Genomic DNA, 26,034 nt, shown 5'->3' with positions numbered 1-26,034 from the left:
CAGTGGGAGGTCAAGCCTCCCACTCGTTCAGGTTCAGCGGTACTCGCACAGGTACGCGGTATCGACGCTTACTTTGAGCTGAAACTTGCTGTTGGCGGGTACATTGAACTGGCTGCCAGTGGAGAAAGTTTCCCAGTCGGTGCTGTCCGGGAGCTTGACGTTCAATTCGCCAGAGATCACATGCATGATCTCCCGCTGTGCAGTGCCGAACTCATATTCGCCCGCTGCCATTACACCAATGGTTGCCTGACCTTCGGCCTGACTGAAGGCGATGGATTTGACGGTGCCGTCGAAGTACTCGTTGACCTTGAACATGGGCGGTTCCTTGATGAAAGGGTTGAAAATGGTTTGCCAGTATGCCCAACAGGTTAAAACTCGTCACGTCCATTGCAGCTCGATATGGAATAAGTGTTCAGGTGCTGCAACATTCAGTTGGGCAGAATCAGCGGCAAAAGCCTGGCAGTATTGCGCGCATCTACCAGCGCCCTGTGCTGTTGCCCGCTGAACTGCATACCCGCCAGCTGCAACGCACTGTTCAGCCCCACCGGTTTTTGCAACTGACGGGCCTGTGCGAAACGCTGTTTGAGATTGACATGCGGCATGCTGGACAGCACACTGCCAAGTTGATGATGGCGCCATTCCTCTTCCAGTTGCTGACGATCATAATCCCCCCAGCTGGCCCAGCCCACTACACGGGCGCGATGATGGCTCAGCCAGCGCTCGAACTGCGGCCACACGGTGGTCAGCGGCGCAGCGCTGTCGATGTTGCTCTGGTTGATATGGGTCAGTTCCTTGCAAAAATGAGTCAACAGTGGCCTGCGTGCGGGGCGTACGAAGCGTTCGAAATGGTCCAGCTCGCGCCCATCCTGATTGACCAGCGTCGCACCTATCTCGATGACTTCCATTTCTGCGACCGGCCAGCCACCTTCTTCGGTGGTCGCCTCCAGATCAATCACCAGCCAATGCGGCATCATCAAGCTCCCTTACGATAGTCAATGGCTTCAGCGTAGCTACACTAATGCGTTACGCGCGTGACGTGCGGCGTGTGGGCAGCAGCGTGTTTCACGCCGCCCTTACAATGACCGCGCGTTATTGCATTGGTGCCTCCAGCGAGATCGTCGTATTTGGCCATGTGTTCAAAGCGTCGAGCGGTATGCATTACGCTGGCGTCGTTGATTTGACAGTTGTTTAAATCAAGGAAACCGCATAGCGTGGGGGCTTTGATTAATGCCGTGTTTTATGAAAAGACTTGCAGTGGTAATTGATAATGTCGTGAACACGGCCGTAACGGGAATGACGCTGTTCGTTGCGCTGATTATGACGCCGCACGTCTTTGCTGCGCAGGTCGTACGCGTTGCCGTGGTGCATTTTCCCCCTTACATTGTGCGCCCTGAAAAGGGTGAGGACACCGGTCTGCTGCCCAGGCTGCTCGATGCCCTGAATGCCGAACAGAGTGACTATCAGTTCGTGATGGTTCCGACCTCTGTGCCCCGGCGCTTTCGTGACTTCTCGGAAGGTCGTTTCGACGTCGCGATTTTCGAAAACCCTGACTGGGGCTGGAAAGACATTCCACACCAGACGGTCGACATGGGCCTTGAAGACGCCGAAGTCTATGTGGCACGGCGGGTCGAGGGGCGAGAGCAGAGTTACTTCGATGACTTGTCCGACAAGCGTCTGGCGCTTTTCAGTGGCTATCATTACGGCTTTGCCAACTTCAACACCGATCAGAAGTACCTGAGTGAACACTTCAATGTGACCTCGACGTATTCCCACGACAGCAACCTGCTGATGGTGGTGCGCGGTCGTGTGGATATTGCCCCCGTTACCCGTTCCTATCTGATTGATTTCATGGCACATAACAAAGATGAGGCCGCGCAATTGATGGTCTCCGAACGTGTCGATCAGATCTATCGGCAATACGCGCTGCTGCGCCCGAATGGCAGCATTGATGTGCCGCACTTCGTGAGGTTGATGGAAAAGTTACGCGCGGACGGAGAACTGGCGGCGATCTTTCAGCCGCTGCACATAAAGGTCATGCCGGTCACTGCGGCTGCGTCGGGGAACTAAGCGAGGAGGGGAGGCAGGTTTGATCCTGCCATCCTGTACAGCTCCAGCAGGCTCGGAAGGTTCAGCGGTCCTTGGCATCCTTTGCATCCATTTCTGCATTGCGCTCATGGACGCGTTTGAGCTGTTCTTCGGTGAGGGGCAGTTTCTTGGCGGTATCGCGCAGCATCATCAGACCGCCGACGATCGAGCCAATGGCTACGAGCAGAATTAACCAGGCATACCAGGGCATAGCGCTCTCCTTGTTGTGATACCGGTTTGAGCAACGGGATTGCTCAATGGTTCAAGTGTAAGCGCCCGCAATCAATTGCGTGCAAACCTGTTTGCACGCAACTGTGTTTACGTTACTGGCCGGTCAGCATCGAATCGGCCGGTGCATCGGCGCGCGATTTGGCCGTCAGACTGAAATAGATGAACCCGATGGCCATCAGGCCCAGAAAAATCAGGCCGATCAGCATGTTGAACCAGGCCATTGCCATCAGGCACACGACTGCCAGCGCCAGCGCAATGCCAGGCACCACAGGGTAGCCAGGCGCACGGAAGCTGCGCTCCAGATTCGGTTCGGTCTTGCGCAGTTTGAACAGGCTGAGCATGCTCATGATGTACATGACGATGGCCCCGAACACCGCCATGGTGATCATCGCAGCGGTCAGCGTCATGCCGCTCAGATTGATCAGGCCGTCACTGTAAATGGCGGCGATACCGATAAGGCCACCCGCGATGATTGCCCGGTGCGGGGTCTGAAAGCGTGACAGTTTGGCAAGTGACGAAGGCAGATAACCGGCGCGGGCCAGGGCGAAGAACTGCCGCGAGTAACCCATGATGATGCCGTGGAAGCTGGCCACCAGGCCGAACAGGCCAATCCACACCAGCATGTGCAGCCAGCCGGAGTTGTCACCGACCACCGCCTTCATGGCCTGTGGCAGCGGGTCGTTGATATTGGCCAGGGTGCGCCAGTCACCGACGCCGCCGGCAAACAGCATGACGCCGATGGCCAGAAACACCAAAGTCAGAATGCCGCTGATGTAGGCTTTGGGGATGGTACGTTTCGGGTCCTTGGCTTCTTCGGCAGCCATTGCCGCGCCTTCGATGGCCAGGAAAAACCAGATGGCAAACGGGATGGCGGCGAACATGCCAGCGATAGCTTGCGGCCCGAAAGTCTGCGAGCCCGCCCAGCCATTGAGGGCAAAATTGCTGAAGCTGAAGGCTGGCGCGACCACGCCCATGAACACCAGCAACTCGGCGACTGCGAGGATGCACACCACCAGTTCAAAGGTTGCAGCCAGTTTCACGCCCACGATATTGAGCGCCATGAACACGATATAAGCACCGACCGCAGCGTGTTTGGGGTCAAGGCCCGGGTACTGAACGTTGAGATAGGCACCAATGGCCATGGCGATGGCCGGCGGCGCAAAGACGAATTCGATCAGGGTCGCCATGCCGGCGATCAACCCGCCTTTTTCTCCGAAGGCGCGGCGGCTGTAGGCAAACGGCCCGCCCGCGTGGGGAATGGCGGTGGTCAGTTCGGTAAAACTGAAAATGAAACAGGTGTACATGGTCGCAACCATCAGGGCCGTTACCAAAAAGCCCATAGTACTGGCTGCGCCCCAGCCGTAACTCCAGCCGAAGTATTCGCCAGAGATCACCAGCCCGACGGCTATCCCCCATAGATGTATTGTGCCTAGCGTCGGCTTGAGTTGCGTGCTCATTGTTATCTCCCTGAGATTCGATAATCGATGAAACATCCTGTTGCAGACGCCGTGCCAGTGCACGGATCACCGTCGTGTTGCCTCAAAACAGGTCGTTTACAGAACGCTGAGGTGAATCAGGTCATGGCGTTGTGCAGGTTTGGTGCAGGCTGGCTCGGCGGTGTACTGCGCGGGTGCAGCGATTCGTGACCTTTTACGACGCCTATCAGCCAAATGTCGATCTATGGGTCCCGCCTGTGGGCTGGTTCAGCTACAATGCGCGCCGATTTCGACTTACCTGAGACCACGCTCATGTCCGCCTGCCAGACTCCTGTCATCGTCGCCCTGGATTTCCCGACCCGCGAAGCCGCCATGCGCCTGGCTGATCAGCTCGACCCCAAGCTGTGCCGGGTCAAGGTTGGCAAGGAACTGTTCACCAGCTGTGCGTCGGACATCGTCGAGGCCCTGCGCGGCAAGGGCTTCGATGTGTTTCTGGATCTCAAATTCCACGACATTCCGAACACCACGGCGATGGCGGTCAAGGCCGCTGCCGAGATGGGCGTGTGGATGGTCAATGTGCATTGCTCGGGCGGGCTGCGCATGATGGCAGCGTGCCGGGAAGTGCTGGAGCAGCGCACCGGCCCTCAGCCTTTGCTGATCGGCGTGACCGTACTCACCAGTATGGAGCGTGAAGACCTTGCCGGTATCGGCCTGGATATCGATCCGCAAGTACAGGTGCTGCGCCTGGCAGCGCTGGCTGAAAAAGCCGGTATGGATGGCCTGGTCTGTTCGGCGCAGGAAGCCCGGGCCCTGAAAGCCGCTCACCCGTCACTGCAACTGGTCACCCCGGGCATTCGCCCGGCGGGCAGCGCACAGGATGATCAACGTCGCATCCTGACCCCGCGCCAGGCACTGGACGCGGGTTCCGACTACCTCGTGATCGGCCGCCCGATCAGCCAGGCAGCGGCCCCGGCCAAGGCATTGGCCGCAGTGGTTGCCGAACTGGCCTGATCAAAAGCACGCTGAGTTCATTATCGTGTCGGTATCGCGCGCCCGTACACGTTACGCTCCTACAAAACCGAGATATAGCGAACGAGCGAAGCGTCGGCCGGTCCGCTCCTACAAAGCCTCGCCCTTCGTCGTTGGTCTGAGCGTCCGCTTTTGATTCTGGCCGAAGGCTCCGATCACTCTCACTGGAGCGAGCACCGAACGCCTGCTTTACTCCACTTTTAATATCAGCTTGCCCTGGTTTTCACCGTTGAACAGCATCTGGAAGGTCTCCGGGAACGTCTCCAGGCCTTCCACGATGTGCTCCTTGCTCTTGAGCTTGCCTTCCTTGATCCAGCCAGCCATGACCTGACCGGCTTCGGCAAAGCGGTCGGCGTGGTCCAGCACGATGAAGCCTTCCATACGTGCGCGGTTGACCAGCAGTGACATGTAATTGGCCGGGCCTTTGATGGCTGTGGTGTTGTTGTACTGGCTGATGGCTCCGCAGATCACCACACGCGCACCGACCGCCAACTGGCTGAGCGCTGCGTCCAGAATGTCGCCGCCGACGTTATCGAAGTACACGTTCACGCCGTCCGGGCAATGACGCTTGATGGCGTCCATGACGTCTTCGGACTTGTAATCGATGGCCGCATCGAACCCCAACTCGGTGGTCAGCAGGCTGCATTTGTCCTTGCCGCCCGCAATGCCGACCACTCGGCAGCCCTTGAGCTTGGCAATCTGCCCGGCAATGCTGCCGACCGCGCCTGCTGCGCCGGAAATCAATACGGTGTCGCCGCTTTTCGGCTGACCGACATCCAGCAGCGCCAGGTAGGCGGTCATGCCGGTCATGCCCAGTGCTGACAGGTACAGCGGCAACGGTGCAAGGCTGGTATCGACCTTATAGAAACCCTTCGGCTCGCCTGCAAAGTAATCCTGAGTGCCAAGCGCACCCTGGACGTGATCGCCTGCGACAAATTTCGGGTTCTTCGATTCAAGCACTTCGCCCACACCCAGCGCTCGCATCACGTCGCCCAGTTGCACAGCCGGAATATAGGACTTGCCGTCATTCATCCAGCCCCGCATTGCCGGATCAAGCGACAGGAATTTGTTTCTGACCAGAATCTGCCCGTCTGCCAATGAGGTAACAGGGACTTCCTGATAGGTGAAGTCATCACGGCGTACAGCGCCCGAAGGACGCTTGGCGAGCAGGAACTGGCGGTTGGATAAATCAGTCATGGCGGGGCCTCGTAACAGTGGTTTATGGGTGGATTCAAGCCTCTGAGCAGTGTTCAGGCAAGAACGGATTATCCAGCGAATGCCGTTTGATCCATGTGATTGATAGGAGTCCTCAGCGGCTATGACGTTCATATTGATCTACAGATGACACATGCCGACTGCCACTGCGGCTTGAGTCCCCCGACCTGCTGATCTACATTGCCTGCTTGATGAATGCCCGGATGACCGTAATGATCTCGACCTTTCCAAACACCCGTCACCCTCAAGTTCTGCGAGCTGGCGATGCTGTGGCGCTGGTCTCCCCGGCAGGCCCGGTGGACCCGGCGAAGCTTGAGGCTGCGGTCGAAGTGCTCAAGGGGTGGGGATTGCGACCGCGTGTCTATCCGCATGCACTGGGCAAGTACTCGTTTTATTCGGGCACCGACGAAGAGCGGCTTGCCGACCTCAATGCCGCGCTGGCCGATCCGGAAATCCGTGCGGTCATCTGCAACCGCGGGGGTTACGGCATCCAGCGGATTGTTCAGCAGGTTGATATGGACGCAGTGCGGAGCGACCCCAAACTGGTGACCGGTTTTTCCGACATCACCGCTTTGCACGGTGCGCTGTGGAACCATGCGCGCCTGGCGAGCATTCACGGGCCTGTCGCTGCCCAGTTGGAGCGTGGTGGGCTGTTCGTCAGTGGCATGCGCCATGTGCTGATGAGCAGCGAGCCGGTATTGCTCAAGGCCGATCCGGCGTCACCGACGGCCAGGGTCAGGACCGGCGGCAGTGCTCAGGGCCTGCTGCTGGGCGGTAACCTGTGCATTCTCGACACCTCTGTCGGCACGCCGTTCATGCCGGACATGAGCGGGGCGATCCTGCTGATAGAAGAGGTCAACGAGCCTGCGTATCGGGTTGACCGCATGCTGACTCATCTGGGCAACTGCGGCATCCTCAAGCAACTGGCCGGTGTCGCGGTGGGCGAGTTCACCCCCGCAGCCAACACCGGCGGCACCATCAGCCCCGCCCATGTGTTGATGGAGCGGCTCGGCGGGCTGGGCATTCCGGTGCTTGGCGGGCTGCCGGTCGGTCATGGCGATCTCAATCAGGCTGTGCCACTGGGCACGCAGGCGATTCTTGATGCCGATGCCGGCACGCTGCTGGTATCCGCCGCTGCGCGTAGCTGATACATGGCTTGGTCAAGCCTTGCGCGTATTCAGAATCAGCAGGGTCAGCAAGCCGGCCACAATGCCCCAGAACGCCGAGCCGATGGAAAACAGCGTCAACCCGGACGCGGTCACCATAAAGGTAATCAGGGCGGGCTCGCGCTGCCGAGGCTCGGCCATGGCCACGGTCAGGCCATTGGTGATCGAGCCGAGCAGCGCCAGCGCGGCAATCGAGAGCATCAGTTCCTTGGGGAACGCGCTGAACAGGCCTGCCAGCGTCGCGCCGAAAATCCCGGCAATCGCATAGAAAATTCCGCACCAGATCGCCGCTGTGTAGCGCTTTTCCTTGTCTTCGTGAGCCTGCGGGCCGGTGCAGATGGCGGCGCTGATGGCCGCCAGATTGATCCCGTGGCAACCGAACGGTGCTGTCACCAGCGACGCGATGCCCGTCACTGAAATCAGCGGCGAGGTGGGCGGGGAGTATCCGTCAGCACGCAGTACCGCCACGCCGGGCATGTTCTGTGAGGTCATGGCCACCACGAACAACGGAATGCTGATGCTGACGGTCGCCGCCCATGAAAACTCGGGGGTGGTCCAGACCGGCATCGCCACTTGCAGCGCCAGGCCGCTGAAGTTCAGCAAGCCCAGCATGGCGGATATCACGATGCCGACCAGCAGTGCGAGCAGCACCGAGTAGCGTGGTGAAAAGCGCTTGACCAGCAGGTAGGTGATAAACATGCCCATCACCAGGCCGGTGCGATGCTGTGCGGCGATGAAAATCTCGCTGCCGATCCTGAACAGAATGCCCGCCAGCAAGGCTGCAGCCAGCGAGGCCGGCAAGCGCCGGACCATGCGCTCGAAACTGCCGGTCACGCCGCAGAGAACGACCAGAATCGCGCTGGTCATGAACGCGCCAATTGCCTGCGGGTACGTCACACCGCCCAGGCTGGTGATCAACAGCGCCGCGCCTGGCGTCGACCACGCCACGGTGATCGGCGTGCGGTAGCGCAACGAAAGGCAGATGCTGCACACCGCCATGCCCATGAACAAGGCCCACAGCCAGGAGGAAATCTGCACGTTGCTCAGGCCCGCAGCCTGTCCGGCCTGAAACATCAGCACCAGCGAGCTGGTGCAACCGGTCATCATGGCAATGAAACCGGCCACGACCGCAGATGGCGACGTGTCTGCCAATGGCCGTAGCGGGCGCAGCGGCACCTTGAGGATTTCGTTCATGCAGGCGTTCCTTGGAGCGGGCAGGTAGCAAAGGACGCCAAGCCTAATCGGGTGGATGCGCAGCTTTACGATACAGCGATACGCGTAAACGCCAGCACAGTTGCAGAAGCTTCGGTGCTGCCGATTTTCTGCTACTCGACGTCGGAGCCGACCGGGCAGGCACCGGACTGTAGCGTCTGGCCGAGTGCCAGGTTGACCGTCATCCAGCCATCCACCGCTTCCTGACCCGCTTGAGAGAACACGCGTTGCAACAGCTTGACCTGTTCACGCCGCAACGCCTGTTCAAAGCGGGTGCCTTCGGCCGTCAACCCCAGCAAACGCTTGCGCTTGTCGGTCTCGGGCGCAGCGCTGTGCACCAGGTCCATGGCGATCAACTGACGCAGCGGCGCATTGAGCGCCTGCTTGCTGACGCCCAGCACCGTGAGCAGCTCCTTGACGCTCAGGTCGGGGTAGCGGGCGATGAAAAACACGATGCGCTGATGCACACGACTGAAGCCACGTTTGGCCAGCATTTCATCGGCCTTGGCGGTGAATGCCTGATAGCCGAAAAAAAATGCTTCCATGGCCATTTGTTGATTGGCAGGTTTTTTTAAGTCAAGCATGTTGACGTATCCGGGTTGGGCGTCGTAATTTGAGTCAACAAGTTTGACTTATTTTCCTTTGTCCCGGCTATAGGTAAGTGCCATGGCTTTCTCCGAACGCGTTTCCCGTCTTAAAAGTTCTCTGATTCGCGAGATCCTCGCCGCCGCTCAGCGCCCGCAGGTGATGTCGTTTGCCGGTGGTCTGCCTGCCGAGTCCATGTTGCCCAAGGTCGAATGGGCGGACATGCCTGTTTCACTGGGCCAGTACGGCATGAGCGAAGGTGAACCGGCGCTGCGCGAAGCCCTGGCGTCAGATGCTCGGGCCTTGGGCATTGCGTGTGAGGCCAGTCAGGTTATGGTGGTCAGCGGGTCTCAGCAGACGCTGGACCTGGCCGCGAAGCTGTACATCGACAAAGGCACCGAGGTTCTGCTCGAGGCGCCGACCTATCTGGCCGCACTGCAGATATTTCAGCTGTTCGGAGCCGATTGCATCACCGTGCCCTTGCAGGCGGAAGGCCCGGACTTGCTTGCCATGCGCCAGCGTCTGGAACAGCACACACCGGCTTTCGCCTACCTGATTCCGACGTTTCAGAACCCCTCGGCAGTGCGCTACAGCCAGGCCAGCCGTGATGCGGTTGCAGCGTTGCTCGACGAGTTCGGCGTGACGCTCATCGAGGACGAACCGTACCGTGAACTGAGCTTCGATGGCGGCAGCGCTAAGCCGATTGTCAGTGGCCTGAAAAAGGCCAGCTGGATTTACACCGGCACGGTCTCCAAAACGCTGCTGCCCGGCCTGCGTGTCGGTTATCTGATTGCCAGCCCTGACCTGTTTCCACACCTGCTGCGCTTGAAGCAGTCGGCCGACCTGCACACCAACCGTCTCGGCCAATGGCAGGCTTTGCAGTGGATCGGCACTGAGCACTACCGTGAGCATCTGGTGACGTTGCGCGCGTTCTATCGCGATCGTCGGGATGCGTTTGAAAGCACCTTGCAGGCGCATTTCTCTGACCTGGCCGTGTGGAACAGCCCACAAGGCGGGCTGTTCTTCTGGCTGACCCTCAAGCAGCCGCTGGACACCCGGACGCTGCTGGATGCCGCACTGGCGCAGGACGTGGCCTTCATGCCGGGCGAGCCATTTTTCGCTGACCCGGACGCCAATCACGGCCATCTGCGGCTTAACTTCAGCCATATCGACCCGGCGCGTCTGGATGAAGGCATAAAACGACTGGCGTCCGTGGTCCGTACAGCACAGAATCTGCAAGCGGCTTGATCCGATTCGGCGGCACGGGCATATCAAGGGAGCAGGGCGATGTACAAGGTTTATGGCGATTACAACTCGGGCAACTGCTACAAGGTCAAGCTGATGCTTAACCTGTTGGGCAGCGAGTACGAGTGGGTGCCGGTCAATATTCTCAACGGCGAAACCCAGACCGCGGCGTTTCTGGAAAAAAACCCCAACGGCAAGATTCCCGTCCTGGAGCTGGACGACGGCACCTGCCTGTGGGAGTCCAACGCGATTCTCAATTTTCTCGCCGATGGTTCCAGGTACTTGCCAAGCGAGCCACGCCTGCGCACCCAAGTGCTGCAATGGCAGTTCTTCGAGCAATACAGCCACGAACCGTCAGTGGCAGTCGCACGTTTCATCCAGTTCTACCTGGGCTTGCCCGCCGAACGCATGGTCGAATATCGCCCCATGCAGAAGTCCGGTTATCGGGCGCTGGCGGTCATGGAGCAGCAGCTTCATCGCACGCCGTTTCTGGTCGGGGACAATTTCTCCATCGCCGATATTGCCTTGTATGCCTACACCCATGTGGCGCACCAAGGTGGTTTTGACCTGGAGCCCTACACGGGCATTCGCCGCTGGCTGAAACGGGTCGAGGCTGAACCGGGCTATATCGGCATGCTGGATTGATTCACCTGAAAACGGGCACCAAGGAGATTTATGCGTATTTCAATCACTCTTCTGGCGGCCTTCATCGCGCTGGGTATCGGCTGTTCGGCGCAGGCCGAGGATTGCGACGCCAATCAGGCGAGCATGAACAAATGCGCAGCCAACAAACTGGCAGCGCTTGATGCCGATCTGAACAAGCAATACAAGGCGCAGATGGCCTGGCTTCAGACGCCGACAAAAAAGCAGGCGCTCAAAGACGCGCAGCAGAAGTGGATAGCCCTGCGTGATGCCGATTGTCTGTATCAGGCGGGCACGCCGGAGGATTCGGGCTCAATCTGGCCGTTGGTGCAATCGCAATGCCTGGCCGAGCAAACCAGCGTGCGGCTCAAGCAACTGAAAAGCTATGTTGCCTGCCGCGATGAAGGTTGCCCGCGCTGAAGGGGGGCGGGCACGCTGTGTTCAGATCGCGCCGAAGCGTTGGTCCAGGTAATCAATGATCACGTTGGACTCATACATCCAGACCGTTTTTCCGCCTTCTTCGATGCGCAGGCAAGGCACTTTGATCTTGCCGCCTTCGTTGAGCAGCGTCTGGCGATCAAGCTCATTGTTCTTCGCATCGCGCAGCGCGACAGGAACGTTGAGGCGGTGCAGGGTGCGGCGGGTCTTTACGCAGAACGGGCAGGCATGAAATTGATACAGCGTCAGGTTCCGAGCCGCTTCAGCAACAGCGGCCTGAGCCTTGGGGTCGCGTTTTTTTTTGCTCGGGCGGGTCAAAAAGTCGATGCCGATAACGAGTTGGCCAAGGCCGACTCTTAACGCTTTCATGAACACGGTCATACCTCTTGCGTGCAGGGCGAAGGCCAGCCGGGCGCTCAGCGTGCTTCAGAGCACGCTAACGCAGGCTGGAGGGTCATTTGATCAGGCTGAGAAATTCGCTGCGCGTGGCGGCGTTTTCACGGAATTCGCCGAGCATCACCGAGGTGATCATGGCCGAATTCTGCTTCTCTACGCCGCGCATCATCATGCACATGTGCTTGGCTTCAATCACCACCGCAACGCCCTGAGCACCGGTAACCTGCTGAATGGCTTCAGCAATCTGCCGGCTTAGGTTTTCCTGAATCTGCAGGCGACGGGCATACATATCGACGATCCGCGCGACCTTCGACAGACCCAGCACCTTGCCATTCGGAATGTAGGCCACATGGGCCTTGCCAATAAACGGCAACAGGTGGTGCTCGCACAGCGAATACAGCTCGATGTCCTTGACCATGACCATTTCACTGGCGTCGGAACTGAACAGCGCACCGTTGGTGACTTCTTCAAGCGTCTGCGCATAACCGCGACACAGGTATTGCATGGCCTTGGCCGCGCGCTTGGGGGTGTCCAGCAAACCTTCACGCGAGACGTCCTCGCCCAGTTGCCCGAGTATGGCGGTGTAATTCTGTTCCAGTGTCACAGGACTGTGTTTCCGTGTGGGTTTCGATAGGTGCGAGGGTGAGCCCTTCGCCGAGACGCACATAGTAACTTACGTACTGGGGCCGGTGCACGGCAGCGCTGCAAATCAACCGGGCAGGATGCGCTTTGTATCGCGCCGCTTACACGTTGGCGACCAGATCGCTACCCACTTCCTCGACGCTGCGCTGTCTGAGTTGCAGGTCATTAATCAATTGCCTGTCGAGAGAGTGAATCCGGATGTTGAGTCGAGTAGCAAAAATAGCGATGTTCGCCATCGTACTGTCGTCGGTTTCGGGCTGCTGGCCGTTCTGGCCCGGTCCGGGTGGGGGCGGCCCAGGCGGTGGTGGCGGCGGTGGTGGTGGGCATCATCAAGGTGGTGGCGGTGGCGGCCCGGGTTTTGGTCCGGGTGGCGGCGAGCGCTAATTCAATAGCGAGAACGGGCAGCTGCACGCTGCCCATTCTGCGCAGGCTCTTTGAAAAAAGAGACCGGGGTTTACTCGTCGCGTCCTTCCATCATGGTGCGTTTGAGCACCACATAAACCGCGCCCGCGCCGCCATGCTTGGCCAGGCACGAGCAAAAGCCCAACACCTGCGGATGCTGACGCAGCCAGGTATTGACGTGGCTCTTGATCATCGGACGTTTACCATCCAGGCGCACCGCCTTGCCGTGGGTGACACGCACGCAGCGTATTTCCAGCCGGGTGGCTTCGGCGAGAAACTCCCATAACGTTTCGCGAGCGACTTCCACGGTCATGCCGTGCAGGTCCAGGCCGCCCTCGAAGCTGATCTGGCCGAGCTTGAGCTTGCGCATCTGGCCTTCCTGCACGCCGTCACGCGACCAGCTCAGGACATCTTCCGGGCCGACATCAATCACGAATTGATCCGACAGACCGTCAACGATGACCGAATCGGTACGCACGGTTGCCGACTGGCGCAGGCGCGCCAGCATTTTTCTATCAGCTTTGGGTTTGCCGACATCGGCGTGTTCATGCTTGAGCGGCTTTACGCCGCGCGTCTCGCTTCTGAACAGGGAAAAATCGTCGTCTTGCATGAGGGCCTCCGCGAAGGAGGCTAGTCTAACCGCTCAAGTGAGCGGGTCAGTTGTGTTTTTTCATCAGATGGGCAGAGATGCTCAAGCCGCTGGCGCTGCGCTGACGGCGGCAACGACGCCATAGCCAGACGCCCAGATAAAACACCAGCAATCCGCTGACGGCAACAAACGCAGCGCCGCCGGGGCTCGCGTTAAGCTCGCCGAGCATCTGTGGATGACCGACCAGGCTGGAAACGCCAGCGACCGTCAGTAATGCACCCGACACTGCCAGCAGCATCGCGATCAGTATGCCGATGCGTTTAGGCCAGTTGCCCTGGCCCTTGGGGCGCAGGCGACGTGCATCGAAACCATCTGATGTTTTCATGCCTTTTCCTCAGCAGGTGTCGGCTCTATGGGTGTCGGCGCTCTGACTTGAAGAAAGGAAAGTGGTTCCCGTCCCCGGTATAAACCGTGGCACCAAGGGATGGGCGGTTAGGTGAGCGCGGCCACACAACCCCTCGGATGGCGGCGTCAGATCAGGTCCTTGGTCAGCGCCAGTGTGGCGAAGTTGTCGGCCATGATCGCCATTTCGGTTCTGTGAACTACCTGCGCGCTGACAACACCGTGCGGGCTTGGCAGGTCGCGGGTTGCGCAGGCATCGTCGACCAGTGTGCAGCGATAACCGTAGTCCTTGGTCGCGCGAACCGTGGTGCTGATGCTCGAATGGCTCATGAACCCGCACACGACCAGGTCCAGATGCCCGAGGCTTTGCAGCAGTTCGTGCAGGCCTGTGCCGTTGAAGGCGTTGGGCAGGCGTTTCTCGACCAGATGTTCGTCGCCTTGCGGCAGCAGTTCCGGGACCAGTTGCCCGCGTTCGCCTTGTGGATCGAACAGGCCGCCCACGGTGCCCAGGTGGCGGACGTGAACAATCGGGCATTTGACCGCGCGTGCCTTGGCGACCAGTTGGCCGATATTGGCCAGGGCTTCGTCGACGCCGGTCAGGGCCAGCGGGCCGCTGAGGTATTCTTTCTGGGCGTCGATGATAATCAGCGTCGCGTTGCTCAGGTTGGCGGGCGCATGCACCCGGCCGCTGAGTTGGAACATGGTCTTCAAATCGGACATTCACGGGCTCCTTGGTGTGGGGCTTTTGCGACATTGTCCTCTGGCTGAGGCGTTCTGGGAATGGCTACCATCACAGGCCCCGGTTTTTATGGTCTGCAGGGCAGGTGATGGGCTCAATAGCTGGCGGTTTGCCTTGATGGCTTTGCGCGAATCGTGGAAACTTCCACGCTTATCGGGTACGAACAGCCAGCGTTGTTCGTCACCAGGCTTTTCACCGTAGCTGGCCTCACAGTAGCTCGTCGCCTTTCCAAGGAGTTGTTCATGATCACTTCCCGTTTGCGTACCGTGCGCGACCATATACGTTGGGCCGTCAGCCGCTTTCACGAGGAAGACGTGTTTTTTGGTCATGGTACTGACAATGCGTGGGACGAAGCCCGGCAACTGGTGCTGGGCGCACTGCACCTGCCTTGGGAAATCGCCGACAGCTACCTCGACTGCCGCCTGGAAGTCGACGAGATATCCGAACTGCAACGCCTGATCAAACGCCGCATCGACGACCGCGTGCCCACCCCCTATCTGCTGGGCGAAGCCTGGTTTTGTGGTATGTCGTTCATTGTCGACGACCGCGTTCTGATCCCGCGCTCACCGATTGCCGAGTTGATCGAAGAGCGTTTCGCACCTTGGTTGGCGAGTGAGCCGGCACGCATCCTGGACCTGTGCACGGGTTCCGGCTGTATCGGCATCGCCTGCGCCGATGAATTCCCCGACGCCGAAGTCGCCCTGGCGGACTTGTCCTACGATGCACTGGAAGTGGCAAGCCTGAACATCGAGCGCCACGGCATGGATGATCGAGTCTACACCGTTCAGGGCGATGGCTTTGACGGTCTGCCGGGCCAGCGCTTCGACCTGATCGTCTCCAACCCGCCGTACGTGGATGCCGAAGACTTTGCCGACATGCCGGACGAATATCAGCACGAGCCGGAACTGGCGCTGGCCTGTGGCAGTGACGGTCTGAATCTGGTGCGTCGTATGCTCGCCCAGGCGGCTGACCACCTGAACGAGAAGGGGCTGCTGATCGTCGAAGTCGGTAATAGCCAGGTGCACGTGCAGGCGCTGTACCCGGAAGTCGATTTCGCCTGGCTGGACTTCAAACGCGGCGGTCACGGTGTGTTCATGCTCACTGAGGAACAATGCCGCAACCATCAGGCGCTGTTTCAGTCGCGGGTGTGAGGTTTGATGGATACGGGGCTGTAAAAGCCCCGGTTTTTGGCAGGCAGCCTAGCGGTGGGTCGCGATCCAGATCAGCAATCCCGCCTGAAACACCGCGAAGGTCACCAGACAGGCAATCGTGAAGCGCAGGCCGGTGTCTTCACGCTTGTACTTGCTGACCCGGTCTTCGTGCTGGCGAATGGTCACTTCCTGCTCAATCATGTTTTTCTCGGCTTTTTCCAGCATCTGTGATGCTTCGAGAATCTCGATGATCTGTACCTTGTCGTTGTTCCAGGTGCTGTGCAGGTTGCCGACATGCACATCCTTGATGCTGCCTTTCATGTGCTGCGCGTCGGCGTAAGCCACTTCAAAACCCAGGGTGCGCAGAAAATGATCGCGGCGCAGGCGAGTGTCCTCGTTCAGACCGTCCTTGCTCGCCAGCGCCACGCCTTCGATCTTGTAGGAAGACCATCTCTTCTGCGCCCAATGCACGGCGTGGGCGATCATGAAGCGGCCAATGCCGCGGTTCCACGGCTCGATCTGCAAGCCTGACTCAGGGCCGAACCGCACGGTGCGCTTTTCATGGTCGGCCCAAACGTCCAGGTTGTTCTGTTCCTTGCGGACCCGCTGACCGGGCAACTGGACGTTGATGCGCAGCAGGCTTGTTTCCTTGCTGTGGCGCTCGGCACGGCCGAACTGCACGAAGCGCAAGGGTCGTCCACCTGTGGCGCGGTCGGTAGGCAGTGGCGACAGACGCAACATCTGAAAGTTTTCGGGCAGAACGTCTTCCCACGGCTGCGGCGTTGCCGGGGCTTCAGCCTCGGCGCTTGTGGGTTCTGCAATGGTTTCAGTCATGAGATTCGCGTCAGTCATTAGGGTGCCCTTTCCTGAGTCTTGCGCTGAAACACAAGGCTGGCACACCGCTATCGGCCAAAGTGACCGAGACTGAAGGGCTTGCGACGCCTGCTTTCAGATCTTTTTATCGGTGTCTGGCAGCGCTTTTATGAAGCGCAGTACCTGTCTGGTCATTTCGCTGGCCAGTGGCTGGGTCGGATTGCGGTAGGACAAGAGCTGTTGCCGCAGGTTGTCCGGCACGATGCGCAACACATGGTTCATCCCGTCGATCAGCGCCAGCTCTGCATCCGGTCGGGCTTTTTGCAACAGCAGGGCATCGCCCACGCCCACCTGAATATCGTTACGCCCCTGCACGATCAACGCCGGCATGCGCAGCGCACCGAATGCTTTGGCCGGGTCTTGGCGGAACAGCGAGATCAGGTACGGCTGAACGCTGGGGCGGAACACCACTTCCAGCTCGGCCGGCACTTTGTCGTCGGTCTTGCCGGCCTTGAGTTCTTCAAGTAACTGGTCACTGCGCTGCAACAGTTCTGGCGGCAGGCGCTCCTGAAACTGCTCGTGCAGTACCTGGGCGACTGGCCGTCCGGTGCCTGCGACGGAAATCACCGCCGCAGCCTCTGCCTTTTCCGCCGCCAGACTTGCCACCAGCGCTCCTTCGCTGTGGCCCAGCAGAATCAGTTGCCCCAAGCGCGGGTTGGCCCTGATGGCTCTGACCCACAACTGAACGTCGGCAACGTAGCGCTCGACGCTCAGGTTACGTTCGTCCGGGGTGACCGCCTTGCTGGCTGCCACGCCGCGTTTGTCGTAGCGCACGCTGGCAATATTGTTGCTGGCCAGGATGACCGCCAGGCGTTTCATGCTGTCGTTGCGCCCGCCCTCCGGGTTGTTGCCGTTGCGATCGGTGGGGCCGGAGCCTGCGATGATCAGCACCACCGGCACGGGTTTGTCGGAACGAGGCAGCAGCAGAGTGCCGTACAGCTTGCCGTTTTCGGTATCCACGCTGATAGGGCGCTGCACCACGCTGGGCGCCGCCGCGCTGGCTGTGCCGGCGATCAGGCTCAGCAGCAGCACCGGGATCAGCGTGACCGGCAGGGCCAACAGGCGCAGCGCGTTTGGAACTCGAAGCAGGGAATTACCGGGTAACATCGCAAGGCCATCATGGGGAGAGTCTCGCTTGGACGCACGCGGTGACAGAAGGTTCGAGGATGAACTGAACTGCGAGCCTGCGTATACTGGCGCGCTTGGTTTAACGATCTGGTTTTTTGGCTGATTTTTCGGAGCGCCCGCATGTCCGGCAACACTTTCGGCAAGCTGTTCACTGTCACCACCGCCGGCGAAAGCCACGGCCCGGCGCTGGTCGCTATCGTCGACGGCTGTCCGCCGGGCCTGGAGCTGGACCTGCAAGACCTGCAGCATGATCTGGACCGGCGCAAGCCGGGCACCAGCCGTCATACCACCCAGCGTCAGGAAGCCGATGAGGTCGAGATCCTCTCGGGCGTCTTCGAGGGCAAGACCACCGGCGCCTCGATTGGCTTGCTGATCCGCAACACCGACCAGAAGTCCAAGGACTACTCGGCCATCAAGGACCTGTTTCGGCCGGCCCATGCCGATTACACCTACCACCACAAATACGGCATCCGCGACTATCGCGGTGGCGGTCGCAGTTCGGCGCGGGAAACCGCCATGCGCGTGGCGGCCGGGGCCATTGCCAAGAAGTATCTGGCGACCCAGGGCATTGTGATTCGCGGTTACATGAGCCAGCTCGGCCCGATCCCGATCCCGTTCAAGACCTGGGATTCGGTTGAGGACAATGCTTTTTTCTGCCCCGACCCGGACAAGGTGCCTGAACTGGAAGCCTACATGGACCAGCTGCGTCGCGATCAGGACTCGGTCGGCGCAAAAATCACCGTGGTGGCTGAAGGCGTCATGCCTGGCCTTGGCGAGCCCATTTTCGATCGCCTGGACGCCGAACTGGCCCACGCGCTGATGAGCATCAATGCGGTCAAGGGCGTTGAAATCGGTGCCGGTTTCGACTGCGTAGCGCAGCGCGGCACCGAGCATCGTGACGAGATGACCCCGCAGGGCTTTCTGTCCAATCAGGCGGGCGGCATTCTCGGCGGTATTTCCTCCGGCCAGCCGATCATTGCGCACCTGGCGCTTAAACCGACCTCCAGCATCACCACGCCGGGGCGTTCGATCGATGTCGATGGCAACGCTGCCGACGTGATCACCAAAGGGCGGCATGACCCGTGTGTCGGCATTCGTGCCACGCCAATCGCCGAAGCGATGATGGCCATCGTGCTGCTGGATCACCTGCTGCGTCATCGCGGGCAAAACGCCGATGTCAGCGTCGCCACGCCTGTGCTGGCGCAGCTGTAATGAGCGTTGTCACGGGTTGCGGTCTGCCAGCGTGACGTCAACGCCCGACGGGCAGTTGCCGTACTGGCGGCTGTCCGGGTTCTACGTGTGTTATTTCGCCTTGCTCGGCTCGGTGGCGCCCTTCATGGCGCTTTACCTGCATCACCTGGGTTTTGCCAGTGCCCGAATCGGCGAACTTGTCGCTATCCCCATGCTGATGCGCTGTGTCGCGCCCAATATCTGGGGCTGGCTGGGTGACTACACCGGGCGGCGGTTGTTGATTGTTCGCTTTGGTGCGCTCTGCACGCTGCTGGCGTTTTCGCTGATTCTGATCGATAAAAGCTATGCCTGGCTGGCGATGGTCATGGCGCTGTATGCATTCTTCTGGCACGCCATCCTCCCGCAATTTGAAGTCATCACCCTTGCGCACCTGCAAGGCCAGACCTCGCGCTACAGCCAGATCAGGCTATGGGGCTCGATTGGCTTCATCCTGGCGGTCGTGGTGCTGGGGCGGGTGTTTGAAGGGTTCAGCCTGGACCTGTTTCCCTATATCTTGCTGGCGATCATGGCCGGCATCGCAGTCAGCAGCTGGTGGGTGCCCAATGCGCAACCGCTGACTTCGACCCCGCAGGCAGACGCACAGGCGGGCGGCTTTTTCAAGCAGCTGATGCGGCCAGGTGTGTGGGTGTTCTACGTCAGCGTTGCGCTGATGGTGTTCAGTCACGGCCCGTATTACACCTTTCTGACCCTGCACCTGGAGACGCTCGGCTACAGTCGCGGCCTGATCGGCATGCTGTGGGCAGTCGGCGTGGTGGCTGAAGTGCTGATGTTCATGGCCATGAGCCGCATCCTCCATCGGTTTTCCGTGCGCCAGGTCCTGTTCGCCAGTTTCCTGCTCGCCGCGTTACGCTGGCTGTTGCTCGGCCTGCTCGCCGAGCACCTGCCTGCGCTGCTGATTGCGCAGGTGATGCACGCCGCCACCTTCGGCAGCTTTCACGCCGCTGCCATCCATTTCGTGCAACGTAGCTTCGGCCCGCGTCAGCAAGGTCAGGGGCAGGCGCTGTATGCCGCCTTGTCCGGTGTGGGCGGTGCATTGGGCGCCTTGTACTCGGGCTACAGCTGGAATGCGCTGGGGCCGGCCTGGACATTTGCCATTGCCAGCCTTGCGGCCTTTGCCGCAGCCGTCATGATTGTCACATCCAGAAAAGAGGAAGGCGTATGAGCCGCGAACAACTGAGTCAGGAGATCATCGAAGCAGGGCGCTTCCTGTATGGTCGTGGCTGGTCGCCTGCCACCAGCAGCAACTACTCCGTGCGCCTGTCGGCCAGCGAAGCGCTGCTGACTGTGTCCGGCAAGCACAAAGGCCAGTTGGGGCCAGATGATGTGCTGGCAACTGACCTCGCGGGCAACAGCCTGGAGCCCGGCAAAAAGCCGTCTGCGGAAACCTTGCTGCACACCCAGCTTTACCTCTGTCGGCCACAGGTCGGCGCAGTGCTTCACACCCACTCGGTGAATGCGACGGTGCTGTCCAGGCTGACGGCCTCTGACCATCTGGTGTTCGAGGATTACGAGCTGCAAAAGGCCTTCAACGGCGTACTGACCCACGAATCGCAGGTTGTCGTGCCGATTTTCGATAATGATCAGGACATTGCCCGCCTTGCCGCAAACGTGCAGCCTTGGCTGGACGCCCATCCCGAGTGTGCCGGCTACCTGATTCGCGGCCACGGGCTCTACACTTGGGGCGCGAGAATGAGCGACGCACTGCGCCAGATCGAAGCGTTCGAGTTTTTGTTCGAGTGCGAGCTGAAGATGCGCACGGTGATGAACCGTTAACGGTGGCGCATTAAAAACCCGTCTGTCAGCCTGACCGGCCTGTAAAAGCCGGAAGGCGTTGCCCCAAACCGAGGATTCATGCCATGAGCAGCCTGTCCGTTTATCACGTTTCAAGCCCGGATGTTCCCAACAAGGTGCTGACCCACCTGGAAGACATCGCCTCGACGCTGGCCGAACACGGCGTGGCGTTCGACCGCTGGGAAGCAGCGACGCCGATCACCCCCGGCGCCAGTCAGGAAGAGGTGATCAATGCCTATCGCACCCAGATCGACACGCTGATGACCCGGCACGGGTACGTCACCGTGGACGTCATCAGCCTCAACAGCGATCACCCGCAGAAAACCGAACTGCGTGCCAAATTTCTTGAAGAACACCGCCACGGCGAAGACGAAGTGCGCTTTTTCGTCGCCGGGCGCGGTTTGTTCACGCTGCACATCGACGATTACGTGTATGCCGTGCTGTGCGAAAAGAACGACCTGATTTCCGTGCCCGCCGGTACTCGGCACTGGTTCGACATGGGCGAAAACCCGCATTTTGTCGCTATTCGCCTGTTCAACAACCCTGACGGCTGGGTCGCAAACTTTACCGGTGAAGACATTGCCGGCCGTTTCCCGCGGCTGGAAGACTGACAGGAGCCCGACACTGATGCCCATCAACGCTATCCTCACGGACATCGAAGGCACTACCAGTGCCGTAAGCTTCGTGTTCGACGTATTGTTTCCGTTCGCCAGAACGCACCTGCCCGATTTTGTTCGTCAACATGCCGAGCAGCCTCAGGTGGCGGCGCAGTTGCAGGCGGTGCGCACGCAGAGCGCCGAGCCGGATGCCGATGTCGAGCGGGTGATCGCGATTCTGCTTGAATGGATTGCCGAAGACCGCAAGGCCACGCCGCTCAAGGCATTGCAGGGCATGGTCTGGGAGCAGGGTTATAACGCCGGGCAGCTCAAGGGGCATGTCTATCCCGACGCCGTTGACGCACTGAAACACTGGCACCAGCAGGGCTACAGACTTTTCGTTTATTCGTCGGGTTCGATCCAGGCCCAACAACTGATTTTCGGCTGCTCGGAAGCGGGCGATCTTTCCAGTCTGTTCAGCGGCTATTTCGACACCACGTCGGGCCCCAAGCGCGAGGCGCAGTCCTACCAGACAATCGCAAACGCCACAGGCGTTGCCGCCGAAGAGATTCTGTTTCTCTCGGATATTGTCGAAGAACTCGACGCCGCTAAAGCTGCCGGCATGCTCACGTGCGGCCTGGCGCGTGATGGCGGAGTGCTTGCGGGGCACAGATATGTGGACAGTTTTACGCTCATCGATCCCGCTTCTTTCTAGATAACCTGCCTGTTCTGCGCGGTATCGTCCTGATGCCGCAGTGCTCAATTCTGGCTGTCATCACGCCTGGGTTTTATTTTCTGTAGGCAGCGTCCTGCTTTCGAGTGGGACGTTGCCTGCCTGAAAGTGCGTTGATTCTGTTTTGGTTTAGTCGTTGTTTTTCAACGTAATTATTCGTGTAACTTCTGCGAGTCCCCTGAACCACGGGCAACAACTGTACCGATTCACGGACGCATTCACGTGAACAGAAGGAGCGGCAGCGATGTGCAGTGCCATGACAGAAAGCGCAACCAAGGATCTATTGATACAGCAGATGGTGAGCACAATTACTGAGCTCGATGGCCAGACTGCCATCGAAAAAGCCCTCCAGTGGCTGCGGCGAGAATGCGACAGCGAGCGGGCCATGTTCTATCAGTTCAAAGGCCCGATGCTGCTGACGTTCATCACCTCCAATGTCGACGATGCGTGGGGGCAGGCGTATCGGCAGCATGAATTGATCACGCAGGACCCGGTCATCCGCTGCTATCGCAACCAACTGGGCTTTTTGAAATGGCAGGATGCGTTCAAACAATACCCGGCGTCAGCCTGCTACGAAGAGGCGGTCGATGCCTGCGAATTGCTCCCGGCCATTTCCTACGGCTACACCAGCCATTGCCGTGGCACAGAAAGCGTGACGTCGGTCTGTACGCTGAGCGAAGTGGAGCGGACGATTTCCGCTGAACAAAAATACCTGGTCAGCAGTCTCATGCCGGTGTTGCACAGTGTGGCGCGCGGGCTGAAGTTCTCTTCTCGCGGCCTGACGCTCCGTGAACTTGAAGTACTGCAGTGGGCGAGGGATGGAAAAACCGCCTGGGAGATATCGATAATTCGCGATGTCTCCGAGTCGACGGTGAAGTATCACCTCAAGACCATCTACTCAAAGCTCGGCGTCGCTAACAGGGCGCAGGCGGTAGGCGAAGCCCTGTGCCGCGGCCTTATCAGGTAGCGGTCAGTTAACGGGCTAATGAACGAGCCAAGCGAGCATTGGCAAAAAAAGCGCAAAAAAAGCCGCGAAAACAAAATGTAATCGCGGCAAACAAGGGATGAGAGAGCGTACAACAGCGTAAGCAAGCCGCCCGTGAGGGCGGCGGAACAATTAACGGGTGTGGTAAGTCGGCAGATCGAAGCGATGCTGACTTTGCAGCATCGAGATCGCAGGCAGTTCGCTGGCTTGTGCAGCCAGGTCACGGCGAATTGCGCTGATGACCCATTCCAGCTGAACCGGAGTGTGCAATTGAGCATAAGACACAGAGCGACGGATCTGTTTGCCATCTTGAGTACGCAGTGACAACAGAACACCGCCATCAGGACGTGGGTGGGTAGTCACGGTGTAGTCGGAGAATACGGAAGCGAATTTTTCTTGAATAAAGGTCATGTCTGGCGGCTCCATTGCTCATGGGATAACAAGCTTGGAAGTACTATTGCAGTGTCTGTGCCAGTATTTGCACTAAAATTATTCCTTTAAAATCAATAACTTGAAAGATTTTCTGATTTTGGGTCTCGTGCATTTTGCATGAACGTCCATCGTGCACCCTGCATTTTGCCGTTTCTTGCACGATCGAGATCGGGCATAACGATCGGGCATGGCAACGCGTCGCCCTGACCTTGGCTGTCGAGAATCGCTATCCGGGGGCATTGCTCGAGGTTGATCGAACAGCTGGCCAGCGTTGCGGTCAGTGTATTGACCGCCACTGGGACAATCGGGATTCCCGTGGCACCGTTTTGCCAAGGAGTGATCAATGACCGATTCAGCTATCAGCCAGTCGAAAACCATGACCGAAGACGAGGCCGCGGAGTTCGCCGAACAGGTATTCGACGTCGCTCGTCAGGGCAACGCCGTGATGCTGGAGCGTCTGCTGGAAAAGGGCTTGCCTGCGGATTTGCGTAATCACAAGGGTGACACGCTGCTGATGCTGGCCAGCTACCACGGCCATCAGGATGCGGTACGCGTGCTGCTGAACCACAAGGCTGATCCTGAAATCCGTAATGACAATGGCCAGAGCCCGATTGCAGGTGCCGCCTTCAAGGGCGACATGGCGGTGGTCAAATTGCTGGTAGAGGCGGGCGCCGACGTGGAAGGCGCGGCGGCTGACGGTCGCACGGCCTTGATGATGGCTGCCATGTTCAACCGCAACGAGATAGTCGACTACCTGATCGGTCAGGGTGCGGACCCGCATGCCCGCGATGCCAAGGGCATTACCGCGTTAGGCGCGGCGCAGGCGATGGGCGCAACCGTGACGGCCGAGCAATTGACCAGGCTGGGCGTGCAGGCTGCCCGGGCCTGAAGTCAGGCATTAATGCATCAGGCATTAACACATAGAGGCGCGAGGGATTTACCGCTATCCTTCGCGCCTCTTTTTTTGCCTGCCGCAGGATCGCCCCCATGAAAGACTCACTGGTCGAATTAATCAGCAAAATCAGCTCCGGCTGCATGGGCGAAGACGAAATCGTGCAGATCGCTGATGACGCCGCGCAGGCCTATGCCGACCCGCAGGCGTTTCTGGCTGCCAACCCGGACATCAACTATGACGACAGCTTCCCGATTCCGCTGGGCGAGTGGGTAGTGGTTGGCAGCCTGCCGGAGACCGTGCTGTTTCAGGCTGACAGCTACATGGACCTGTTCGAGCAGATCGTTCAGTCGTTCGGCAAGGAAGTGACGTTCAACATCAAGCCCAAGCAACTGGCCAAGGTCGAGCCTCGGGTCGCCGTCAATCGCATCCAGATTCAGTTGAGCAGCATGAACAAGGAAGTGGGTGGCTACGTGCTGATGAATTTCAGCCAGCCGCTGGATGATGAATTGCAGGCGGTGCTGGTCTACGGTCGTGACGAGGCGCGGGTCATCGAACTGGCCGCATCGGCAGGCATCCATGCCACGCCGGCGTTGCAGGCCTTGCGCGGCTAACCCAGCGCGGTGTCGAGAAACATCATGACGGCGAAACCGACCATCAGGCCCAGCGTTGCCGAGGTCTGATGGCCGTTGCGATGGGTTTCCGGGATGACTTCATGGGACACCACGAAGATCATCGCGCCTGCGGCCAGACCCATGCTCAACGGGTAGGCGATGGCAAACCCGCTGGAAATCCCCAGCCCCACCAGCGCGCCCAGTGGCTCCATAAGGCCTGAACCGATTGCCACCAGCATGGCCTTGAACGCCGACAGGCCGGTGGAGCGCAGCGCTAGCGCAATGGCCAGGCCTTCGGGGATGTCCTGGATGGCGATAGCGGTGGTCAGCGGCAAGCCGACATTCATGTCACCGCTGGCAAAGCTCACGCCAATCGCCATGCCTTCCGGCAGGTTGTGCAGGGTGATCGCCAATACAAATAACCAGACCCGATTGATGCGCTCCGAGTGCGGGCCCTGACGGCCGACACTTTCGTGCTCATGCGGGGTGAATTTGTCCAGGCCCAGCATCAACAATACGCCCAGCCCAAGCCCGGCCACCACGGTTGCAGCCGCCCAGGGGCCGCTGTCGGTAATGTCGCGGGCGGCCGCAAGGCCAGGCAAAATCAACGAAAACGAGCTTGCAGCCAGCATCATGCCTGCGGCAAAGCCAAGCATGATGTCCTGTGCGCGTTGCGACACCTCGCGCAGTGCAACCGCCAGCACCGCACCCAGCGCCGTGGCCAGAAAGCCAGCGGTGCCGCCCAGCAATGCGTGATTGAAATTGACCTGGCTGGCGCCATAGAACGCATTGTAAAGGCTGACGCCGCCAAGGCCGACGACGATCAGCAAGGCGAGCGCGAAGCCCAGGCTCACCAGCGGGCTGGCCTGAAAATGGCTGGACCAGGTCGTTCGGAGGTGTGCGGGTGCTGGCATGAAGGGGTTCACCTGTGTGAGGGTTTAACGCGATGGCACGTGAGAATGCAAAATCGACCCCGATTGGGAGCCCGAGAATATAAGGTTGGTTCAACGGAACCCCCGAACGGCGCAACTATCCTAGGGTCTGTTCCCGTTTCGACGTAACCTATTGATCCCTATGAGAACAGGCCCGTATTGTTGGAGTTCTCACACAACACCAATACGAGCCTGCAATGCC

General features: G+C 59.4%; 33 protein-coding genes. 16 read left to right on the top strand and 17 right to left on the bottom strand.

Translation table 11 applies throughout. The features are described from left to right. Positions 1–33 precede the first annotated feature (33 nt). Positions 34–315, bottom strand: a complete 282-nt coding sequence (gene ppnP, locus DW49_RS0106210) for a pyrimidine/purine nucleoside phosphorylase (RefSeq protein WP_003378666.1) — start codon at positions 313–315, stop codon at positions 34–36. A 113-nt stretch (positions 316–428) separates the two neighbouring features. Further along, positions 429–971 (bottom strand): 3'-5' exonuclease, encoded by a 543-nt coding sequence (locus DW49_RS0106205; protein WP_024419876.1) that lies wholly within the window; start codon positions 969–971, stop codon positions 429–431. A gap of 268 nt (positions 972–1,239) precedes the next feature. Between DW49_RS0106205 and DW49_RS0106195 the strand changes: the two genes are divergently transcribed. Next, positions 1,240–2,067, top strand: a complete 828-nt coding sequence (locus DW49_RS0106195; protein WP_044424533.1) for a substrate-binding periplasmic protein — start codon at positions 1,240–1,242, stop codon at positions 2,065–2,067. A gap of 61 nt (positions 2,068–2,128) precedes the next feature. On the opposite strand, the gene DW49_RS01000000128095 is transcribed toward DW49_RS0106195, so the two are convergent. Together DW49_RS01000000128095 and eat are read right to left on the bottom strand one after the other, a co-directional pair. After that, positions 2,129–2,296, bottom strand: coding sequence for a DUF2897 family protein (locus tag DW49_RS01000000128095; RefSeq protein WP_003378661.1), 168 nt, complete (start codon positions 2,294–2,296; stop codon positions 2,129–2,131). Positions 2,297–2,408: 112 nt separating this feature from the next. Beyond that, positions 2,409–3,773 (bottom strand): ethanolamine permease, encoded by a 1,365-nt coding sequence (eat, locus tag DW49_RS0106185; protein ID WP_005616959.1) that lies wholly within the window; start codon positions 3,771–3,773, stop codon positions 2,409–2,411. A 291-nt stretch (positions 3,774–4,064) separates the two neighbouring features. Here eat and pyrF point away from each other — a divergent pair, with 291 nt between their 5' ends. Beyond that, the gene (gene pyrF / locus DW49_RS0106180; RefSeq protein ID WP_024419878.1) at positions 4,065–4,763 is read left to right on the top strand and encodes an orotidine-5'-phosphate decarboxylase; all 699 of its coding nucleotides are present in this window, start codon (positions 4,065–4,067) and stop codon (positions 4,761–4,763) included. Positions 4,764–4,970: 207 nt separating this feature from the next. Here pyrF and DW49_RS0106175 read toward each other — a convergent pair whose 3' ends face one another. Then, positions 4,971–5,978, bottom strand: coding sequence for an NADP-dependent oxidoreductase (locus DW49_RS0106175; protein WP_005616961.1), 1,008 nt, complete (start codon positions 5,976–5,978; stop codon positions 4,971–4,973). 221 nt (positions 5,979–6,199) lie between these two features. On the opposite strand from DW49_RS0106175, the gene DW49_RS0106170 reads away from it, so the two are divergent. Next, positions 6,200–7,144 carry a S66 peptidase family protein gene (locus tag DW49_RS0106170; protein WP_032616657.1) on the top strand — a complete coding sequence of 315 codons (945 nt, stop codon included), beginning with the start codon at positions 6,200–6,202 and terminating at the stop codon, positions 7,142–7,144. Positions 7,145–7,156: 12 nt separating this feature from the next. Here the strand turns inward: DW49_RS0106170 and DW49_RS0106165 are convergent, their stop codons facing one another. Together DW49_RS0106165 and DW49_RS0106160 are read right to left on the bottom strand one after the other, a co-directional pair. Further along, positions 7,157–8,356 (bottom strand): benzoate/H(+) symporter BenE family transporter, encoded by a 1,200-nt coding sequence (locus DW49_RS0106165; RefSeq protein WP_005616963.1) that lies wholly within the window; start codon positions 8,354–8,356, stop codon positions 7,157–7,159. A 131-nt stretch (positions 8,357–8,487) separates the two neighbouring features. Then, positions 8,488–8,958 (bottom strand): MarR family winged helix-turn-helix transcriptional regulator, encoded by a 471-nt coding sequence (locus tag DW49_RS0106160; RefSeq protein ID WP_005616964.1) that lies wholly within the window; start codon positions 8,956–8,958, stop codon positions 8,488–8,490. 82 nt (positions 8,959–9,040) lie between these two features. On the opposite strand from DW49_RS0106160, the gene DW49_RS0106155 reads away from it, so the two are divergent. From DW49_RS0106155 to DW49_RS0106145, 3 genes are read left to right on the top strand one after another with little or no spacing between them, the layout of a single operon-like run. After that, positions 9,041–10,207: an aminotransferase-like domain-containing protein gene (locus DW49_RS0106155; protein ID WP_005616965.1), complete on the top strand. Its 1,167-nt coding sequence runs from the start codon at positions 9,041–9,043 to the stop codon at positions 10,205–10,207. 39 nt (positions 10,208–10,246) lie between these two features. After that, positions 10,247–10,849, top strand: coding sequence for a glutathione S-transferase family protein (locus tag DW49_RS0106150; protein WP_005616966.1), 603 nt, complete (start codon positions 10,247–10,249; stop codon positions 10,847–10,849). A gap of 30 nt (positions 10,850–10,879) precedes the next feature. Further along, positions 10,880–11,266, top strand: coding sequence for a lysozyme inhibitor LprI family protein (locus DW49_RS0106145; RefSeq protein ID WP_005616967.1), 387 nt, complete (start codon positions 10,880–10,882; stop codon positions 11,264–11,266). 21 nt (positions 11,267–11,287) lie between these two features. Here the strand turns inward: DW49_RS0106145 and DW49_RS0106140 are convergent, their stop codons facing one another. Together DW49_RS0106140 and folE are read right to left on the bottom strand one after the other, a co-directional pair. After that, positions 11,288–11,665 (bottom strand): glutathione S-transferase N-terminal domain-containing protein, encoded by a 378-nt coding sequence (locus DW49_RS0106140; protein ID WP_005616968.1) that lies wholly within the window; start codon positions 11,663–11,665, stop codon positions 11,288–11,290. Positions 11,666–11,738: 73 nt separating this feature from the next. Continuing rightward, positions 11,739–12,284, bottom strand: a complete 546-nt coding sequence (gene folE / locus DW49_RS0106135; protein WP_005616969.1) for a GTP cyclohydrolase I FolE — start codon at positions 12,282–12,284, stop codon at positions 11,739–11,741. 236 nt (positions 12,285–12,520) lie between these two features. Between folE and DW49_RS1000000133045 the strand changes: the two genes are divergently transcribed. Next, a complete protein-coding gene (locus DW49_RS1000000133045; RefSeq protein ID WP_081591479.1) occupies positions 12,521–12,706 on the top strand; it encodes a hypothetical protein in 186 nt (61 codons plus the stop codon). Positions 12,707–12,776: 70 nt separating this feature from the next. On the opposite strand, the gene DW49_RS0106120 is transcribed toward DW49_RS1000000133045, so the two are convergent. From DW49_RS0106120 to DW49_RS0106110, 3 genes are all read right to left on the bottom strand, one after another. Next, positions 12,777–13,334 (bottom strand): Smr/MutS family protein, encoded by a 558-nt coding sequence (locus DW49_RS0106120; RefSeq protein ID WP_003378641.1) that lies wholly within the window; start codon positions 13,332–13,334, stop codon positions 12,777–12,779. 46 nt (positions 13,335–13,380) lie between these two features. Next, a complete protein-coding gene (locus DW49_RS0106115; protein WP_005616970.1) occupies positions 13,381–13,698 on the bottom strand; it encodes a hypothetical protein in 318 nt (105 codons plus the stop codon). 146 nt (positions 13,699–13,844) lie between these two features. Continuing rightward, positions 13,845–14,435: a cysteine hydrolase family protein gene (locus tag DW49_RS0106110; protein ID WP_003378637.1), complete on the bottom strand. Its 591-nt coding sequence runs from the start codon at positions 14,433–14,435 to the stop codon at positions 13,845–13,847. A gap of 261 nt (positions 14,436–14,696) precedes the next feature. Here DW49_RS0106110 and prmB point away from each other — a divergent pair, with 261 nt between their 5' ends. After that, entirely contained in the window at positions 14,697–15,605 is a 909-nt protein-coding gene (prmB, locus tag DW49_RS0106105) for a 50S ribosomal protein L3 N(5)-glutamine methyltransferase (protein WP_005616971.1), read from the top strand. Positions 15,606–15,653: 48 nt separating this feature from the next. Here prmB and DW49_RS0106100 read toward each other — a convergent pair whose 3' ends face one another. After that, a complete protein-coding gene (locus DW49_RS0106100; RefSeq protein ID WP_003378633.1) occupies positions 15,654–16,457 on the bottom strand; it encodes a hypothetical protein in 804 nt (267 codons plus the stop codon). 96 nt (positions 16,458–16,553) lie between these two features. After that, entirely contained in the window at positions 16,554–17,585 is a 1,032-nt protein-coding gene (locus tag DW49_RS0106095; RefSeq protein WP_005616972.1) for an alpha/beta hydrolase, read from the bottom strand. 141 nt (positions 17,586–17,726) lie between these two features. On the opposite strand from DW49_RS0106095, the gene aroC reads away from it, so the two are divergent. The 6 genes from aroC to DW49_RS0106065 all read left to right on the top strand — a co-directional run bounded on the left by aroC (position 17,727) and on the right by DW49_RS0106065 (position 22,944). Further along, positions 17,727–18,818 (top strand): chorismate synthase, encoded by a 1,092-nt coding sequence (aroC, locus tag DW49_RS0106090; RefSeq protein ID WP_005616974.1) that lies wholly within the window; start codon positions 17,727–17,729, stop codon positions 18,816–18,818. A 31-nt stretch (positions 18,819–18,849) separates the two neighbouring features. Continuing rightward, positions 18,850–20,019: an MFS transporter gene (locus DW49_RS0106085; protein WP_024419625.1), complete on the top strand. Its 1,170-nt coding sequence runs from the start codon at positions 18,850–18,852 to the stop codon at positions 20,017–20,019. Further along, complete coding sequence (locus DW49_RS0106080) at positions 20,016–20,630, top strand: methylthioribulose 1-phosphate dehydratase (protein ID WP_005616977.1); 615 nt, start codon at positions 20,016–20,018, stop codon at positions 20,628–20,630. The genes DW49_RS0106085 and DW49_RS0106080 overlap by 4 nt, the downstream gene beginning before the upstream one ends. 83 nt (positions 20,631–20,713) lie before the next feature. Next, the gene (locus tag DW49_RS0106075; protein WP_005616978.1) at positions 20,714–21,259 is read left to right on the top strand and encodes a 1,2-dihydroxy-3-keto-5-methylthiopentene dioxygenase; all 546 of its coding nucleotides are present in this window, start codon (positions 20,714–20,716) and stop codon (positions 21,257–21,259) included. A 16-nt stretch (positions 21,260–21,275) separates the two neighbouring features. Continuing rightward, on the top strand, positions 21,276–21,959 hold the full coding sequence (gene mtnC / locus DW49_RS0106070) for an acireductone synthase (RefSeq protein ID WP_005616980.1): 684 nt from the start codon (positions 21,276–21,278) through the stop codon (positions 21,957–21,959). A gap of 262 nt (positions 21,960–22,221) precedes the next feature. Then, positions 22,222–22,944 carry a helix-turn-helix transcriptional regulator gene (locus DW49_RS0106065; RefSeq protein WP_005616982.1) on the top strand — a complete coding sequence of 241 codons (723 nt, stop codon included), beginning with the start codon at positions 22,222–22,224 and terminating at the stop codon, positions 22,942–22,944. A 150-nt stretch (positions 22,945–23,094) separates the two neighbouring features. Here the strand turns inward: DW49_RS0106065 and DW49_RS0106060 are convergent, their stop codons facing one another. Together DW49_RS0106060 and DW49_RS1000000132780 are read right to left on the bottom strand one after the other, a co-directional pair. Beyond that, a complete protein-coding gene (locus DW49_RS0106060) occupies positions 23,095–23,373 on the bottom strand; it encodes a DUF3509 domain-containing protein (protein ID WP_005616984.1) in 279 nt (92 codons plus the stop codon). Positions 23,374–23,465: 92 nt separating this feature from the next. After that, positions 23,466–23,738, bottom strand: coding sequence for a hypothetical protein (locus tag DW49_RS1000000132780; protein WP_161780189.1), 273 nt, complete (start codon positions 23,736–23,738; stop codon positions 23,466–23,468). Here DW49_RS1000000132780 and DW49_RS0106055 point away from each other — a divergent pair. Next, the gene (locus tag DW49_RS0106055) at positions 23,738–24,283 is read left to right on the top strand and encodes an ankyrin repeat domain-containing protein (RefSeq protein WP_005616986.1); all 546 of its coding nucleotides are present in this window, start codon (positions 23,738–23,740) and stop codon (positions 24,281–24,283) included. The two genes, DW49_RS1000000132780 and DW49_RS0106055, sit on opposite strands and share 1 nt — an antisense overlap. A gap of 98 nt (positions 24,284–24,381) precedes the next feature. Then, positions 24,382–24,900, top strand: coding sequence for a hypothetical protein (locus DW49_RS0106050; protein ID WP_005616988.1), 519 nt, complete (start codon positions 24,382–24,384; stop codon positions 24,898–24,900). Here the strand turns inward: DW49_RS0106050 and DW49_RS0106045 are convergent. After that, positions 24,897–25,814, bottom strand: a complete 918-nt coding sequence (locus DW49_RS0106045) for a ZIP family metal transporter (RefSeq protein WP_005616990.1) — start codon at positions 25,812–25,814, stop codon at positions 24,897–24,899. The genes DW49_RS0106050 and DW49_RS0106045 overlap by 4 nt on opposite strands. Positions 25,815–26,034 lie beyond the last annotated feature (220 nt).

Origin of the sequence: Pseudomonas avellanae BPIC 631 (assembly GCF_000444135.1) — a bacterium.
Classification (GTDB): Bacteria; Pseudomonadota; Gammaproteobacteria; order Pseudomonadales; family Pseudomonadaceae; genus Aquipseudomonas; species Aquipseudomonas avellanae.
Note: the sequence above shows the minus strand (reverse complement) of the source record. Positions and strands in the feature narration are given on the sequence as shown.